Source organism: Muricoccus radiodurans, assembly GCF_050154705.1.
Lineage (GTDB): Bacteria > Pseudomonadota > Alphaproteobacteria > Acetobacterales > Acetobacteraceae > Roseomonas > Roseomonas radiodurans.
Genome location: NZ_CP189561.1, coordinates 5,771,596 through 5,789,027 on the forward strand (window position 1 = coordinate 5,771,596; position 17,432 = coordinate 5,789,027).

At 73.8% G+C, this 17,432-nt stretch carries 7 protein-coding genes; 5 read left to right on the top strand and 2 right to left on the bottom strand.

The features are described 5' to 3' along the window. Positions 1–7: 7 nt before the first annotated feature. Complete coding sequence (locus ACP6CK_RS26895) at positions 8–1,009, bottom strand: Bug family tripartite tricarboxylate transporter substrate binding protein (RefSeq protein ID WP_426956406.1); 1,002 nt, start codon at positions 1,007–1,009, stop codon at positions 8–10. Between the two features lie 87 nt (positions 1,010–1,096). Next, positions 1,097–2,728 (bottom strand): thiamine pyrophosphate-binding protein, encoded by a 1,632-nt coding sequence (locus ACP6CK_RS26900; RefSeq protein WP_426956407.1) that lies wholly within the window; start codon positions 2,726–2,728, stop codon positions 1,097–1,099. 147 nt (positions 2,729–2,875) lie between these two features. On the opposite strand from ACP6CK_RS26900, the gene ACP6CK_RS26905 reads away from it, so the two are divergent. The 5 genes from ACP6CK_RS26905 (at position 2,876) to ACP6CK_RS26925 (ending at position 17,367) form a co-directional block, all read left to right on the top strand. Then, on the top strand, positions 2,876–3,415 hold the full coding sequence (locus tag ACP6CK_RS26905) for a thiamine pyrophosphate-binding protein (RefSeq protein ID WP_426956408.1): 540 nt from the start codon (positions 2,876–2,878) through the stop codon (positions 3,413–3,415). Beyond that, the gene (locus tag ACP6CK_RS26910) at positions 3,412–3,996 is read left to right on the top strand and encodes a thiamine pyrophosphate-dependent enzyme (protein ID WP_426956409.1); all 585 of its coding nucleotides are present in this window, start codon (positions 3,412–3,414) and stop codon (positions 3,994–3,996) included. The genes ACP6CK_RS26905 and ACP6CK_RS26910 overlap by 4 nt, the downstream gene beginning before the upstream one ends. Positions 3,997–4,363: 367 nt before the next feature. Beyond that, a complete protein-coding gene (locus ACP6CK_RS26915; RefSeq protein WP_426956410.1) occupies positions 4,364–6,067 on the top strand; it encodes a ShlB/FhaC/HecB family hemolysin secretion/activation protein in 1,704 nt (567 codons plus the stop codon). A gap of 164 nt (positions 6,068–6,231) precedes the next feature. Next, the gene (locus ACP6CK_RS26920; protein ID WP_426956411.1) at positions 6,232–14,436 is read left to right on the top strand and encodes a filamentous hemagglutinin N-terminal domain-containing protein; all 8,205 of its coding nucleotides are present in this window, start codon (positions 6,232–6,234) and stop codon (positions 14,434–14,436) included. Positions 14,437–14,439: 3 nt separating this feature from the next. Then, positions 14,440–17,367, top strand: coding sequence for a CHAT domain-containing protein (locus ACP6CK_RS26925; RefSeq protein ID WP_426956412.1), 2,928 nt, complete (start codon positions 14,440–14,442; stop codon positions 17,365–17,367). Positions 17,368–17,432: the final 65 nt, after the last annotated feature.

The following is a 17,432-nucleotide window of genomic DNA, read 5'->3' on the forward strand; positions in this document are numbered from 1 at the left end:
AGGGCGCTCAGCCCTCGGGCCGGATGTCGGCCTCGCGGATCAGGCGGCCGAGCTTCTCGGTTTCCGCGGCCACGAAGCGGCGGAACTCCTCCGGCGCGGTGGGCGCGGCCTCGCAGCCCTGCTCCGCCAGGCGCCGCACCACCTCCGGATCGCGCAACGCCGCGGTGATCGCGCCGTTCAGCCGATCCACCACCGGGGCGGGCGTGCCCGCGGGGGCGAAGAAGCCGTACCAGTTCACCATCTCATAGGCGGCCAGCGGCGGGTGCTCCGCGATGGCGGGAATGCCGGGCAGGCTGGCCATCCGCTCGCGGGAGGTGAGGCCGATCGCCTTCATCTTCCCGTCCCGGATCAGCGGCAGCAGGCCAGGCGGCCCCGCGAAGGTCATGGTGACGCGGCCGGAGGCGACGTCGGCCAGCAGCGCGCCCGTGCCGCGATAGGGGATGTGCACCATCCGCACGCCGGCCACGCGGTCGAACAGCTCCCCGTTCAGGTGGGTCAGGTTGCCGACGCCACCGCTGCCGTAGCTGAGCTCACCCGGACGGGCGCGCGCCATCGCGACCAGCTCCGCCACGCTGTTCGCCGGCACGCCGGCACCGACCGCCAGCAGGTTCGGCACCCGCACTGCCAGGGACAGCGGCAGGAAGGCCGTCGCCGGGTCATAAGCCAGCCGGGAGCCGTAGAGCTGCGGCGCCGCCGCGATCTCACCCGCCGAGCCGAGCAGGATGGAGTAGCCATCCGGCGGGGACCGGGCGATCACCTGCGCGCCGATCTGCCCGCTCGCCCCCGCATGGTTCTCCACCACCACGGGCTGGCCGAGCAGGACGCGCATCGGCTCGGCCAGCAGCCGGGCCACGAGGTCGATCCCGCCTCCCGCGGCGAAGCCGGCGACGATCCGAACGGGCCGGTTGGGGAAATCCGCCTGGGCACGGGCGAGGGAGGGGATCAGGGCCGCGCCGCCCAGGACAGCGGACAGGCGTCGGCGGGAGATCCCGCGACGTGCTGGAAACATGACCGTTCCCCACCCGTGTTCTTGCGGGGCAGGCTGCATTTTCACATCAGCAAATGCAAGCGCCGCGCGGCCGGTCCGCCGCGCCAGCTAGCCTTGTCCCGCCGGCAGGACCGCCTGCAACGACGTCCGGATCACGGCGACGACGCTCCCGGGACCGCGCAGCGCCTCGCCCAGGGCCGGCAGGTCGGCCCGCGTCTCCACCCGCAGCACCGGCATGCGGAAGGCGGCGGCCCAGGCGGCGAAGTCCGGGTTCTCCAGGGATGTGCCGCTGACCCGGCCCGGATACTCCCGCTCCTGGTGGATCCGGATGGACGCGTAGGAGCCGTTGTCCGACAGCAGCAGCTTCACGGCCGCGCCGCGCGCCACCGCGACGGCGAGCTCGCCCCCCGTCATCAGCGCACCGCCATCTCCGACCGCGCCGATCACCGTGCGGCCGGGACACCGCAGCGCCGCGGCGACCGCGGCCGGCACGCCGAAGCCCATGGCGCCGGAGATCGGCGCCAGCAACCGCTGTCCCGTCCGCCACGCCACCTTGCGATAGAAGGGCGCCCCGAAGGTGCCGGCATCGAGCGCCACAATGGCGTCCGGCGGCGCGACCGCTTCCACCAGCTTCGCAACCTCGGTGAAGGGAATGCCATCCGGCCAGTCGCGCGGCGCGACCCGCGTCTCCGCCTCCTGCAGGCCGCGCAGGCGGGTGATCCAGCCCTCCCGCCCCGCCGGGGCGCCCGCCTCCTCGGACGCCAGTACCGCGACGGTCGCCAGCGCGTCGGCCGCGATCGGCAGGTCGGCCGGGAATTGCCAGCCGAGGAAGCGCGGATCGGCGCAGACATGCGCCAGCGCCTGCCCCGGCGCCGGCCAGGTGTAGCCCTGGGTCGTGATGTCCGTCAGGCGTGTCCCCAGCGCGAGGACGAGGTCGGACTCCGCGAAGGCCGCCCGCTGCGCGTCCGGGTTCCGCAGCCCCATGTCCCCGGCATAGAGCGGGTGGTCGTTGGGGAAGAGGTCCTGCCGCCGGAAGGAGACGGCCACGGGCAGCCGCCAGGCCTCCGCGAAGGCGAGAAGCGCCGCGCGGCCGCCCGGCGCCTCGAAGCCGTGGCCCGCCAGCAGGATCGGCCGCTCCGCCTTCCGCAGACGGGCCGCGAGGCGCGCGGCATCCTCCGGCGTGGGCGCCGCCGGGCGCGGAACGGTGAAGGCCGGGGAGGGGATGTCGCAGGGCGCGTCCAGCACGTCCTCCGGCAGGCTCAGCACCACGGGGCCGGGCACGCCGCCCGTCGCAGCGGCCAGGGCGCGCGCCATCAGCTCCGGGACCTGCTCGGCCTCCGTCGCCTCCCCGACCCATTTCGCGATGTCGCCGAACATCCGCCCGTAATCCACCTCCTGGAAGGCGTTGCGGCGCAGGGACCGGCGCGGCACCTGCCCCACCAGCAGGACCAGGGGCACGGCGTCCTGCTCCGCCGTGTGCAGCGCGATCGCGGCGTTGCAGGCTCCCGGCCCTCGGGAGACGAGGACCACCGCCGGACGCCCGGTCAGCTTCGCGTCCGCGACGGCCATGAAGCCCGCCCCTCCCTCCTGCCGGCAGGTCACGAGGTCGATGGAGGGATGCGCGTGCAGCGCGTCCAGCAGGGGCAGGTAGCTCTCCCCGGGAACGCAGAAGGCGCGGTCGATGCCGTGCGCGGCGAGGATGGAGACGAGCCGCGCGGCCGCCGTCGGAGCATGGGACATGGCGGGCATCCTAGCGCCCCCGGTTCGGGCAGGGACAGGCACGGCCCGGACCCACGTCAGGGCGCCGCATCGCCGGCGCCCGGTGTTCGTCGAGGGGACGAGGCTCTAGAAAGGTCCGACCCGCCGTCGCGGGCACCGGGGAGTCGAATGGATCTCAACGTTGACGGGGCGATGGCACAGTCCTGGCGCACCGACGTCTTCGACGTGCTGAAGGCCGCGGGCGTGCGGCACATCGCCTACGTCCCCGATGCCGGCCACGCCACCGCGATCCGCCTCGCCGAAGCAGACCCCGACATCCACGCCGTCGTCCTGACCACGGAGGAGGAGGGCATCGGCTACCTCGCCGGCGCCTGGCTCGGCGGCGAGCGCGGTGCGCTGCTGATGCAGTCCTCGGGCGTCGGCAACTGCGTCAACACGCTCGGCCTCGTGGCCTCCGCGCGTTTTCCCTTCCTCGCCGTCGTGACGATGCGCGGCGACTGGGCCGAGTTCAACCAGTGGCAGAACCCCATGGGCCAGGCGACGGAGACCGTGCTGAAGGCGATGGGCGTGATGGTCTGGCGCGCCGACGAACCGAAGGACGTCGCGCCACTGCTGAAGGGCGCCGCGACCATGGCCTTCGAGGGCGACGGTGCCTGCGCCGTGCTGCTCGGCCAGCGCCTGATCGGCGAGAAGGAGTGGGTGAAGTGATCGGTGGAACCCTCGACCGCCGCGCCGTCGTCGCCGACCTGCTGAAGGAGCGCGGCGACCTCCTCGTCGTCAGCGGCCTCGGCTCTCCGAGCTACGACGTGATGGCCGCGGGCGACCACGACCGGAACTACTATCTCTGGGCCGCTATGGGCAGCGCGGTCACAGTCGGCCTCGGCCTCGCCACCGCGCAGCCCGACCTCCCGGTCGCCGTGATCACCGGGGATGGGGAGGCGCTGATGGGCCTCGGCGCGCTCGCCACCATCGCCCTGCGCAAGCCCCGCAACCTCTCCATCGTGGTTCTCGACAATGGCCATTTCGGCGAGACGGGGATGCAGCCGAGCCATGCGGGCCAGGGCATCGAGCTCACCCGGGTCTCGGAGGCCTTCGGCTTTCCCGTGACGGACCTGATCACGGAGCGCCAGAATATCGAGCCGCTCCGCCGCCGCCTCCACGCGAAGGAGGGCCTCAACCTCGCGGTGGTGAAGATCCGGGCCGAGAACCCGCCCCGCGTCCTGCCGCCACGGGACGGCGTGCACGTCAAGAACCGCCTCCGCGCGGCGTTGGGGTTCAGGCCGTCCTGACGCATGGCCGCCGGCGGGACCTGCCGGCCCGGGTGACCAGGCCACGGCCCCGTGCGGCCCCATCGGCGGCCGGCCGGTCGCGTCATCCGGTCCGTCCGCGCGCCACGCCGGCCGTCCCGGTCCCTTGGCGCCGGACCCGGATCGTCCCGTGGCCGGACGCGCGTCTCCCGAAAGAACACGGGGACCCGCCGGAACGGGGCCGATCTGCCACACCCGCGAACGGATGGCGGCGCCCCCGCTTCCGCCCTTCAGCCCGCCTGTTTAACAATTTGCCCGGTCCGGCATCGTTCCGCCGGGCGCACGCGGGGGCCGGCACATGCGGATGACAAAGAGGCGCGCCGGGGGGCGCGCCCGCGGGCGGTTCGCGATGGCGATCGGTCTCTCCTTCGCTGCCGCCCCGGCCCTTGCCCAGTCGCCGTCCGCCGCCGTCGTCCCGCAAGGGGGCAACCCCGTCCCGCAGCTGGCCCCTGCCGCGCCGCCCGCCGTCGGGCCGGGCCTGCGCGGTCCCGGCAGCGCGACGCCGGGCGCCACCCCCGCCGGCAACGTTGCCGTCCGCGGCCTGGCGTTCGAGGGGGCGACGGCCTTCCCGGAATCCCGCCTGAGCGCCGCCGCCGGTCAGGTGACCGGTCCTTCCGTCCCGGTCTCGGCAATGGAGAACGCCCGCGCCGCCATCGTCACCCTCTACCGGGAGGCCGGTTACCCCTTCGTCACCGCCGACGCCTCGCTCGGCGCCGACGGCGTGCTCCGCTTCCGCATCGCGGAGGGCTACATCGCCGAGGTCAGCCTCGACGGCGACATCGGCCCGGCCGGCACCCAGGTCCTGCGCTTCCTGAATCGCCTGCGCGACATCCGCCCCCTGAACGTGGAGACGCTCGAGCGCCAGCTCCTCCTCGCCCAGGACGTGCCGGGCGTCTCGCTGCGCTCCGTCCTCCGCCCCTCCGGCACGGCGCCGGGGGCCCTCTCCCTCGTCGCGCAGGTGCAGCGGCGCGCGGTGTCGGGCTACGTCACCGCGGACAACCGCGGCTCCCGCTTCACCGGCCCCTTCCAGGCGCTCGCCGCCGTCCAGCTGAACTCCTTCACGGAACTCGGGGAGCGGACGGAGTTCGCCTTCTTCTACGGCAACGGCGCGACGCAGCTCTTCGGCCAGGCGAGCACGGAGGTCTTCATCGGCTCCTCCGGCCTGCGCGTGCGCCTCTATGCCGGCCGCGGCCGCGCCCATCCCTCGGACGCGCTGCGCGCGCTCGGCTACGAGGGCGAGACGACGATCGGCGGCCTCGCCGTGACCTATCCCCTCATCCGCAGCCGCTCCCAGACGCTGAACCTCGTCGGCAACTTCGACGCCATCGAGAGCGAGATCGAGATCGACGGCGCCAATGGCCGCAGCACCCGCTTCAGCCGGGATTCGCTCCGCATCCTCCGCCTCGGCGGCGACTGGGCCGTCTATGACCTGCTGGCGGGCGATACGCGCCCGGGGAGCAACCTCTTCACCCTCCGCCTCTCCCAGGGGCTGGACATCCTCGGCGCCGAGAACACGGGGGACCCCGACGCCTCCCGCGCCGGCGCCGAGACCGACTTCACGAAGATCGCCTTCGAGATCACCCGGAACCAGGCGCTCTTCACCCCCTGGACCGGCGCGCTCGTCTCCCTCCAGGCCACGGTCGCGGGCCAGTGGACGAACGACATCCTGCCCCAATCAGAGAAGTTCTACCTCGGCGGCAACCGGCTGGGCCGCGGCTACTACTCCGGGGAGGTGACGGGCGACCGCGCCTTCGCGACCTCCCTGGAGCTACAGCTCTCGATGAGCGCGATCGAGACCACGGTCTTCGGCCGCGCGCTGCGCTTCGATCCGGTCGTCTACGCCTTCTATGACTACGGCCGGACCTGGGAGAACCTGTCGAGCGACCCCGACCGCCGCCTCGAATCAACCGGCCTCGGCCTGCGCCTCGGCATCAACGAGCGCCTCGAGGCGCAGGTCGAGGGCGTCCACCGGATGAGCCGCCGCCCCAGCGGTGGAAACGCCCGCCCGGAGAAGGAGGATGCGCTGTTCTGGCGCGTCCTGGCCCGCTTCTGACGCATCGCCCGCCCCGTTCCGGGGCGTGGCCACGCGGACGCGATTTGCCGCCGGCGTTCCAGGACTGGCAGTCTTAAAAGGTTAAGGGTCCGGATCGTCCTCCGATTCGGGCCCGAGACGGCCGGGGGACCACCCCCGGAGAGAAGAGAGGACCGGTCCGCCGCATGAACGCCTCCGCTTGCCTCCGCACCGCGCTCCTCTGCGGCACCGCCCTCGTCATGCCGGGGCTGTTGCCCGCCGCGCGGGCCCAGGCGCCGGATGCGCGCCCGCAGGGCGGGCAGGTGGTGGCCGGCAGCGCCGTCATCGCCGGCGACGCCGCCCGCACCCGCATCACCCAGTCCACCGACCGTGCCGCCATCGACTGGCGCTCCTTCGACGTGGGGCGGGACCACACCGTCCAGTTCCAGCAGCCCTCCACCGGCTCGCTCACCCTCAACCGGGTCACGGGGCCCGACCCCTCCCAGATCGCCGGCCGCATCCAGGCGAACGGGCAGGTGGCGATCGTCAACCAGTCCGGCGTCGTCTTCCACCAGGGCGCGCAGGTGGATGCGGCGGGCCTCGTCGTCTCCACCGCCAACATCGGCAACGACGCCTTCATGCGCGGCGGCCGCCTCACCTTCGACCAGCCCGGCCGCCCCGACGCCCGGATCGAGAACCGCGGCACCATCACGGTGCGGGAGGCGGGCCTCGCCGCCCTCGTCGCGCCGCAGGTCGCCAACCGCGGCGTGATCGCCGCCCGCATGGGCCGCGTGGCGCTCGCCGGCGCCGAGACGAGCGTCGTGGACCTCTACGGCGACGGCCTCATGTCGCTCGAGGTGACCTCCCCCGTCCGCCAGCGCCCGGCGAACGGAGAGGCGCTGGTGACGAACACCGGCACCATCACCGCCACGGGCGGCACGGTGGTGCTGACCGCCCAGGCGGTGGACGGCCTCGTGCAGGACCTCGTCCGCGCCGGCGGCCGGATCGAGGCGAACACCGACCCCGCCACCGGCCGCGCCGGCCGCATCGTCGCCTCCGGCACCGGCGGCGCCGTGCGGATCGAGGGCGAGATGATCGCGACCGGCACCGCCCCCGGCACGCGCGGCGGCACGATCGAGGCGGTGGCCGACCGCGTGCTGGTGGCCCGCGGGGCGACGGTGGACGCCTCCGGCCAGGCCGGCGGCGGCCGCATCGGCATCGGCACCACCGTGGCCGACAATCCGAACCCGCGCCTCGCGCGCCGCGCCGGCATCGCCCAGGGCGCGACCGTGCGCGCCGACGCAACCGCCGCCGGCGACGGCGGCCAGATCGTCCTCAACGCCTGGGACTACACGGTCCACGCCGGCCTCCTCTCCGCCACGGGCGGGCCGGAGGGCGGCAATGGCGGCTTCATCGAGATCTCCAGCCGCCGCGGTCTGGACATCGTCGGCGAGGTGCGGGTGAACGCCGGGGCGGGAGGACGGGCCGGCACCTTCCTGATCGATCCGAGCAACCTGACCGTCATCGACGGCCCGGCCGGCAGCGGCAGCGCCGACGTGCTCGCGGCGGACGGCGTGCTGGGCGAGAATGAAGGCCCGACCACCGCGACCGTGACCAACGGTCAGATCGCCGCCGCCGCCCTGAACGGCAACGTGGTGCTCGAAGCGTCCGAGAACCTCACGGTGGACGCCGCGATCAACATGCCGGCGAACGACCTGACGCTGCGCGCCCTCTCCAGCAGCTCGGGCCTGCTGGAGGTCACGACCAACGGTTCTATCACGCTCGGCACCGGCAACCTGAACCTCGAGGCCCAGACCTTCTCCTTCGACGGGCCGGTGAACGTCGCGGCCGGGACCGTCACCTTCACCGCCTTCCAGAGCTCTGGCGGCTTCATCACCCAGACGGCAGGCGGCGTCATCACGGCCGGCCGGATCACCATGTCCAACCCGGACGGCTTCAGCGAAGTGCAGCTGGGGGCCGCGGACAACCGGATCGCCGAGGTCGGGAACCTGCGGGCCAACTTCGGCGAGATCCGGCTCCGCAACGTCGTCGACCTCGCGGTCAACGGTACGATGGACGGCTTCAGTGGCGTCGCCGTGGACGTGGATGGGGGCAGCCTTCTCCTCGCCGGCAGCATCCTGAGCGACAGCTCGATTCAGCTCCGCACCACCGGGAGCATCGACACGGCGGTGGGGAGTGTCATCCGCGGAGCCGGTGTGGACCTCCTGTCCAGCCAGTTGCCGGGACTGACGGGGCTGGACACCGCTTCTACGGCCGGGATCGTCCTGCGCGGCACGGTTCAGTCGCCGCCAGCCGGCGAGTCGTCCCCGTTCTCCCCTCTCACGATGCAGGCGGGGCTCGGCGGCATCTCACAGCTCGCGGGCTTCTTCGAGGCCGGAGAGCTTTCCTTCACGACGCCGGGCAGCGTGAACCTGCCGGGCGGAGACACGCCGAATCTCCTCGGAACTCTGGCCAACGTGAATGCCGGGGGCGATGTCACGCTGAGCACGGAAAGCTTCGGCGACCTCTTCCTCGGCCAGATCGTCGTCGGCGGCACCTTCACCCTCAACCCCCTGACCGGTCAGGCGCGGCAGAACGCCGGCACCACGATCACGGCCAACGTCCTGGCCGGCGACGCGCCGTTCGGTGGCTTCCTCCTCACCAACACCGGCAACCTCATCAACGAGGTGGCCGACCTGAGCGGCGACCTCATCAGCCTCCGCAATGAGCAGTCGCTCCGCGTCACCGGGCAGGTCGTCGTGGGCGGCAGCTCGCGGGCGCAGTTCGACGTGGTGGGCGACTTCACGCTCACCGGCACCGGTTCGATCAGCGGCGGCGGTGGCGCGGAGATCCGTGCTGCGGGCTCCATCCTGACCGCTGCCGGCAGCTTCATCGAATCGGGCGGCGGCGGCGCAGTCATCCTGAACGCCGCCAACGTATTCGACACGGCGTTCACCGATCCCGATCTGCCGGGCGGGATCACCCTCGGCGGCCGGATCGGGCGTGTGGGTGGCGGCGACACGATCGTCCTCACGGCGGGCACCGATGGCATCGTCCAGACCGCCGGCCAGATCATCGGCTCCACGCTGACCGCCGAATCCAGCGGCGCTGTCCTGCTGAACGGCGCCACCACGCCGAACGCCATCGCCACGCTCCTCGGCTCCAGCGCCGGCACCGACTTCGTCCTGGACAACGGGATCACCAATCTCGCGATCAATGGCCTCGTGACCGGCGGCACCGTCTCGGTCCGCACGGGCGGCGCCGTGACCCTGCTGGCCAGTTCCGGCGTCACCGGCACCGACCGCGTGTCCTTCCGCGTCGGCGACCTCCGCAGCCCGGCCGGCGGCACGGTGACGGCGCCGCTGGTGGAGCTGGCGCCCTTCACCGCGAACACCTTTGTCGACGTGACCGCTACCCCCGCTGGCGGCGGGTTCAACCCCACCCCGACGACGCTCGCCAACATCACCGCCGGCACAATCCGCCTCGGCGCCAGCACCCTCAACGGCGTGCTGGAGACCACCGCCGGAAGCATGCAGTTCAACAGCCCGACCGTCATCAACGGCACGCTCGACCTGCGCTCCCTCGGCCTTGTCACCCAGGCGCCCGGTGGCAGCCTCACCGCGGCCGGGCTGACGGGGAACGTGGCGGCCAGCGTCGCGCTGACCGAACCCACCAACAACATCCCCGTCCTCGGCGACTTCATCGCCGGCGCCGGCGTTCCCTTCACGGCGCCCTTCGAGCTTGTGACCAGCGGTGGCCTCGATATCGTCGGCACCGTCCAGGCGCCCGCCGTCACCCTGACCGCCCTCGGCGGCAGCATCACGGAGAGCACAGGCCGGATCCTGACCACCACCCTCTCGGTCAACGCCGAGGCCGACGCCTCGCTGACCGGCGCCAACCAGGTGGTCGTGCTCGCGACATCCACCGTGGATGGCGGGCTCGTGCTGAACAACACGGCGCCCGTGCTCTTTGTCGGGACGGGCGCCGAGGTGGTCGGCAACAGCGGCGTCGTTATCCGGCAGGACGGCGATCTCTCGATCCTCGGCCTTGTCAGCGGCCTGAACGTCTTCCTGAACGCCTCGGGCAGCATTAACCTCGACACTCTCGGCGCGATTCAGGCGCCTGGCTCCGGCTTCGTGAATCTCGCGGCGGGGGTCGATCCCGCCACAGGCCTCCCCCTCCCGGGCTCCGTCGCCGGCATCGGCCTTCTCGGCCGGCTGGGCGACGCGGGCGGGGGCAACTTCGTCGCGCTTCTCTCCGGCACGGGCGGCATCATCCAGACCGGCGGGCAGGTCATCGCCGGCAACCTCTCGGTCGACACGACCGGCGACGCCCTGCTCAACGGCGCGACCACGCCGAACCGGATCGCCACCTTCGAATCCGCGACGGTGGGTGGCGACCTCGTGCTGGACACCGGCCCGAACGCCGTGAGCCTCGGCATCGGCTCCGACGATTCCGGCGGGGGCCGGAACCTGAGCGCCCGCTCGGTCCTGTTCATCACCTCCGGCACGGTGACCGTGCGCGAGAACACGGCCGTCACCGGCACGGAGCGCGTCTCGGTCCGGTCCGGCGGCCTGACCTTCGAGCCCCTGATCTTCTCGGACACCGTCGGTTCGCTCAACGCTCCGCTGGTGGAGATCGCCCCCTTCACCGCCGGCCAGGCCCTGGAGGTCAGCGCCACTCCGGCGGCGGGCAATTTCGGCCTGACACCCTTCACCGCCGCGAACATCAATGCCGGCACGCTCCGCCTCGGCGGCACCACGCTCGGCGGCGTCACCACGACAACGGCGGGCGACATCATCTTCCGCGGTGCCAGCGCGGTCGCGGGCGGCCTCGACCTCCGCGCCAGCGGCAACGTGACGCAGGGCGCCGGTTCCTCCGTCGGCGCGGCCCTGCTCACCGGGCAGGTCGGCGGCGACCTCCTGCTTCAGGAAGCCGGGAACAACCTTCCGGTGATCGGCGCCTTCACGGTGGACGACTTCTCCCTCCGCACCGTGGGCGCGCTGAGCCTTACCGGCAACATCGATGCGACGACCGTCGCGCTCCAGGCCGGTGGGAACATCACCCAGGCCGCCGGGACGCGCATCAGCGCGGGTTCGCTGGACGCCGTGGCGCCCCCCTTCGGCAATATCGTGCTCACCGGCGACAACCTCGTCGGCAACATCGTCCGCCTGCAGGCCGGCACCGTCTCCTACCGGAACGCGGGAACGCTACAGGTCGGGGGCGCGATCAACACGGCCTCGCTTGACCTGGACGTGACGGGCGACCTCGTGATCCCCGGCACGATAAGCGTGGGCGGCGGATCCCTGACCGCGACGGGATTCGTCCGTCTTCTCAGCGGCGGCACGTTGGAAGGTGGGAATTCCTCCTTCTCGACCCTCAGCGTCACGGGCGACCAGGGCATCACCCTCGGCGGCACGCTCGACTTCGGCCCCGGCGAAACCCTCCTGACGGCCGGGGCGGCAGGCATCGTCCAGAGCGGTGGCAGGGTGCGTTTGAACACCCTGCTCCTCGATTCGGACGGCGCCGTCCTGCTGAACGGGGCAGGGGCCGCCACGCCGAACGCGATCTTCGTCCTCGGCAACGCGAACGTCGCCGGGGCGCTCGTCCTCAACAACGGCGTGACGCCGCTTCAGCTCAGCGGCACCATCCTCGCGCCCACCATCGACGTCACCACCGCCGGCGCCATCTCCGTCTCCACCGGCACGCTCGTCTCCGCGACGGACCGCATCGGCCTGCGCGCCGGCAGCCTTCGCTTCCTGACGACGCCCGCCGGCACGCCGGGCCGCATCGCCGCGCCGCTGGTGGAGATCGCCCCCTTCACCGTGGGCCAGACGATCGATGTCAGCGCTGCCCCCGCGGCCGGCACCTTTGGCTTCACGCCCTTCACCGCGGCGAACATCGATGCCGCCACGCTCCGTCTCGGGGCCGTCACCGAGCTCGCCGGCCTGAACACCACGGCGGGCGACATCGTCTTCCGCGGCGCCAGCGGCGTCGCCGGCACGCTGGACCTGCGCGCCCTGGGGACCATCAGCCAGGAAGCCGGCGCGAACCTCTCCGTCGGCGCCCTCACCGGCGCGGCAGGGGGAGCGGTCGTCCTGGCCAACCCCGGCAACGCGATCCCCGTCCTGGGCGACTTCGTATCCGGCGGCGGCTTCACCCTCGGAACCGGCGGCGACCTGACCATCATCGGCACCCTGCAGGCGCCGGGCGTGGACCTCTCCGCCGGCGGCAGCCTGCTGGAAAGCGGTGCGGGCCGCATCGTCGCCTCGGCGCTCTCCTTCGATGCCGGGCTGAACGCCTTGCTCGGCGGCGCGAACCTCGTCCCGGAACTCGGCAACGCCACGGCCGGCGGCGACATCCTCTTCGTCACCGGCTCGCCGACGCTCACCGTGCCCACCGGCGCGCAGGTGCTCGCCGGCGGCAACCTCGCGGTCCAGGCGCTCGGCGGCGACCTGGCGATCCTCGGATCCCTCTCGGGTGCGGGCCTCCAGGCCCTCGCGGCCGGCACGATCAACCTCGCCGCGACGGGCGCGGCGCTGGCCAACGGGAATGGCGGCCTGGCGCTCCTCGCCGCCGTGGACCCGGCGACGCTCAACACGGACCCGACCCGTCCCGGCGCGCTCGCCCTCGCCGGCCTCGTGCGGCACAGTGGGAGCATCCCGACCATCCAGCTCGGGGCCGGCACCGGCGGCATCGTCCAGACCGGCGGGCGCATCGTCGGCGGCAATCTGTTCGTCCTGTCGGGCAGCGACGCGTTGCTGGGCAGCAGTACGAACAGCCTCGCCGGCCTGAACGAGGCGACCGTCGCGGGCAACCTCCTGCTGGACAACGGCACGTCGGACATCGTCCTCGCGGACCAGTTCCACGGGGGAATCACCGCGCGCAGCCTCACGCTTCGCACGGCCGGCGACGTCGCCCTCGGCGCGGGCGGAACGGTCTCCCTCGACGAGTACGCGACCATCCGCGCCGGCTCCTTCTCGGTGCAGGGGCCGACGCCCTTCCTTCCGGAACTCGGCCGGATCTTCGCCCCGCTGGTGGAGATCGCGCCCTTCTCCGCTGCCGGGATCGTCGTCGCGGGCGCGGCCGCGCCGGGCGACTTCCGCATGGACCCGCGCCTGGGCAGCCTCATCACCGCGGATCTGCTCCGCCTTGGCGCCACGACCATCGGCGGCGGCGGGACCACGGCCACGGGCATCCTCTTCAACGGCCCCTTCGCCTTCGCCAATACGCTGGAGCTCCGCTCCCTCGGCGACATCATCCAGTCCGCCACGGTGCCCGTCTCGGCCGGGGTGCTGACCGGGTCGGCGGGCGGCAGCGTCGCTCTCACCGGCGCGCTCAACAGCCTGCCCGTCCTGTCCGACTTCACCGCCGGCTCGGGCTTCGCCCTGTCCACCGCCACCTCGCTGGACATCGTGGGCACCCTGCGGGCGCCGAACGTGGCGCTCGCCGCCGGCGAGGACATCCTGGAGGTCGGGGCCGGCCGCATCCTCGGCGGCACGCTGAGCGTCTCCACCCCCGGCGCCGCCACGCTGCTCGGCGCCAACGTGCTGACGGGCCTCGGTGCCTCCAGCACGGGCGGCAGCCTCCTGCTGGCCAACACCAGCACCGGGCTCGTCGTGCCGCTCGGCAGCCTCGTGAACGCCGGCGGCCTCCTGCGGATCAACCAGTCCGGCAACCTCGTGGTGGACGGCACGGTCAGCGGCAACGCGACCACGCTGGCCGCCACCGGCGCGCTGCAGGTGAACGGCAACTCCGCCATCGCCCGCGGCGGCGACCTCACCCTCGGCGGCCGCAGCTTCGAGCTCAACGGCCTGCTCTCCGCCGCCGGGACGGTCCGGATCAACGCCGGCAACGTCGCGACCCTCGCCGGCCGCGTCGTCGGGCAGGGGCTGGTCGTGAACGCGCCCCGCATCACCTTCGGCAACCTCGATGCGGCGGCCACCGCGGTGCTGCTCGAACTCGGCACCGCCGGCACGGCGACGGGCGGCAACCTCGCGGCCGGCAGCCTCGTGGTCGCGGGCGGCGCGACCGTGGACCTCACGGGCAGCATCGCCGGCACGAACGGAGCCGCGGCGGCCGCGATCGGCCGACGCGCGACGGCGGGCGGGACGGTCCTGTCCGAGCCGCTTCCGAACCAGGACGCCTTCCTCTTCAATGCCTGCCCGATCGGCGTGGCCGCCTGCGGTCCCGTGGTTCCGCCCGAGACGCCCCGGACGCCGGAGGTCCGGGTGCCCGTCACCGTGGCCGACAACCCCTCGGAGGTCATCGGCGTGCTCGATCCCACGCTCGACGCCGCGCCGCTGGACCGCCTCCGCCCCCCGACGCCGGACGTGACCGTCCGCCTCAGCCGCGACCAGTCGGAGGAGGAGGATCTGTCACCCCCCAACATCCGGGGCGAGGATTTCTAGACCGTGCGCAGCCACCTTCCTCTCCGCCTCGCCCCGCTCCTGGCCGTCCTTGCCGCCTGCACGGAGCCGCCGCCCTCCGCCTACATCTCCACGCCCTCGGGGGCGGCGGGACGCTTCGTCGAGGTCGGTCGCACCGCCGCCGGGGAGGAGTGCCGCCTTTCCCGTTCCGGGGCGGGCGCCGACATCTGGTGCGGCGAGTGGTCCTCCCCCTCCGCGCGCATCCGGGAGGTCCCGAATGCCCCGCCATCCCAGGCGGCGGCCGACGCCCGCGCCGGCCTCGCCACACGCCTGGACTGTGACGCCCCGCGCCCGACCACCGCGCTCGGCGGCCAGCCCGCCGCGCTGATGGACTGCCGCCGCCGCTCCGGCGGCTGGCCCGCCTTCGTCCTGGTCACCCAGTCCGGCAACCGCACCTACCTGGCCGAAGGCGTGCTGCCCGCCTATCCCGCGGCGGAGCGCGGCGTCGGCGTCCTCGGCGGCCAGATCACCGCCACCTCGGCCCCGCTCTCCTCCGCGGCGCTGGACGCGATGGCCGCGCGCCTCGCCCGCCAAGCCTTCTCCACCGGGGATATCGGCGGCTACGAATCCCTTATGGCCGTGGGTCGCAACGCCAACCAAGCGGAGCGCTTCGTCGCCGCGGAGACGGCCTATCGCGCCGCGCTCTCCCTCCAGGAACGCGCGCTCGGCGCCAACGCGCCGGACCGCTTCCAGCCGATGGTGCTGCTCGCCCTCCAGCTCTCCAACCAGGGCCGCTTCCCGGAGGCGGAGCAGCTCTTCGCCCGCGCCGCCGCCCTCGCCCCCCGCGCGGCCGATCCTCTGGCGGGTGCCATGCTCGCCCATTACCGAGGCCTGCACGAGGCGAATCGCGGCCGAACCGGCCCGGCCCTCGCCTCGCTCGACGAGGGCGCCGCCGCCTATTCCCGCGTCCTGCCACCGGAGATGCGCGCCGGGTCCGGCCGCCCGCCCGTCTTCACCGATCCCGTCGCCTCCCGCGCCCTCGTCGGGCTCGTGGAGACGCGCCGCAACGCCGCCGCCCTGCTGCGCGCCGCCGGCCGCAACGCCGAGGCGGAGACCGCCACCGCCGAGGCCGAGCGCCTGGCCGCTGCCGGCCGCGGCGCGGAGGGCGCGGACCTCGTCATCGCGCGCCTCGCCCGCACCGGCGGCGCGATCGCGGCGGAGGGCGGCAATTCCGGCGCCGCCGACCGCGACTTCCTCCGCGCGGCGGCCCGGTTCGGCCGCACCGCCCCGCGCTCCCGGCCGCTGGCGGACACGCTGCTGCTCCGCGCCGCGAACGTCTCCGCGTCGCAGGCGATCGGCCCCTGCCGGGAAGCCGCGGGCATCCTCCGCAACCTGCGGGAGGGCACGACGCCCGAGCGGATCGCGCCCTGCGTCGACGCCTTCGCGGCCACCGGCACGCCGGAAGGCCTCGCCGAGGCCTTCGAGGCGGCGCAGCTCGGCCAGGGCGGCGTCACCACCACCCAGATCGCGACCGCCGCCGCCCGCCTGACCGCCGGCGCCCGCGACCCCGCCGTGGCCGAGGCGCTGCGCCGCCGCGAGGCCGCCGACCGGACCCTCTCCGCCCGCTATCGCGAGCGCGACAACGCCGCGGCGGAGGGCCGCGGCGACCTCGCCGCCCTGAACCGCTCGATCGCGGAGGCCGAGACAGCGGCCGCGGAGGCCGACGCCGCCGCCCAGTCCGCCGCGCCCGGCTACGCCCAGCTCGTCCAGTCCGTCTCCCCCACCGCGGAGGTCCTCGCCGCCCTCGGCCCCGGGGAAGCGCTGGTGGCCAACACTCTGCCGCGCGGCCGCCGCGGCTGGACCTTCGTGCTGCTGGACGGGACCGTCACCGCCGCGCGCGTCGGGGCCGACACGGCGGGCGTCGCCGCCCTCGTCACCCGCGTGCGGGAGAGCGTGCAGTCCGGCAGTGCCGACAAGCCCTTCGACGCGGAGGCCGCCCACGCCCTCCACGGCGCCCTCTTCGCGGGCGTGGCGGAGCCGATGTCCCGGGCCCGGTCCCTCGTCGCTTCGCCCGAGGGGCCGATGCTCTCGCTGCCCTACGGCGTGCTGGTGACGGAGCCGCCTCCCGCGCCGCGCGGGCATGACGGCGTGGCCTTCCTCCTCTCGAAGATGCCCGTCTCGCACGTGCCGGCGGCGTCCAGCCTCGTCGCGCTTCGCCGGGCCGGGCGCTCCGCGGCGCAGCGGCCCTGGTTCGGCTTCGGCGATCCGCGGCCCGTGCCCGCGAACTTCGCCGCCCGCACCTTCCCCGCGGCGCCGACCTGCGGCCAGGGCCTCGCCTCCCTCCCGCGCCTGCCGGCCTCCGAGATCGAGCTCGCCGCCGCCGCGCAGGTGATGGGCGCGACGCCCGCGGAGCGCCGCACCGGCCCCGCCTTCACCGCCCAGGCCGTGCGGGCCACCCGCCTGCGCGACTACCGCGTGCTGCACTTCGCCACCCACGGCGTGCTGCCAGGCGAGCTCTCCTGCCTGACGGAGCCCGCCATCATCGCCTCTCCCGCCCCGAACGGACCGGACGCGGCGCAGGCTCTCATCACCTCCGGCACGATCCTCGACCTCGATCTGGACGCCGACCTGATCGTGCTCTCGGCCTGCAACTCCGGCGGCGGCGCGGCGGCGGGGGAGAGCCTCTCCACCCTCGCGCGGTCCTTCTTCTTCTCCGGCGCGCGCGGGCTGCTGGTGACGCACTGGTACGTCAACGACGTCGCGGCGGCGCGCGTCGCCGCCTTCACGCTCCGCAACGTGCAGGGGGGCGACGCCCCGGCCGAGGCGTTGCGCAAGGCGCAGCTCGACCTCCTCCGCGTCCCCGGCGCGAATCACCCCGCGCTCTGGGCCCCCTTCGCGCTGATCGGCCCCGGGCCCACCCCCGGCGCCGCGCCCGCCCGCACGGCGGATGCGGCGCGCGCCGCGGCCGGCTGACGCGACCTGCGCCTGCACCTCGAACACCGCGCGGCGGGCCCCTGGGTCTCGCCCGCGGCGCCCGC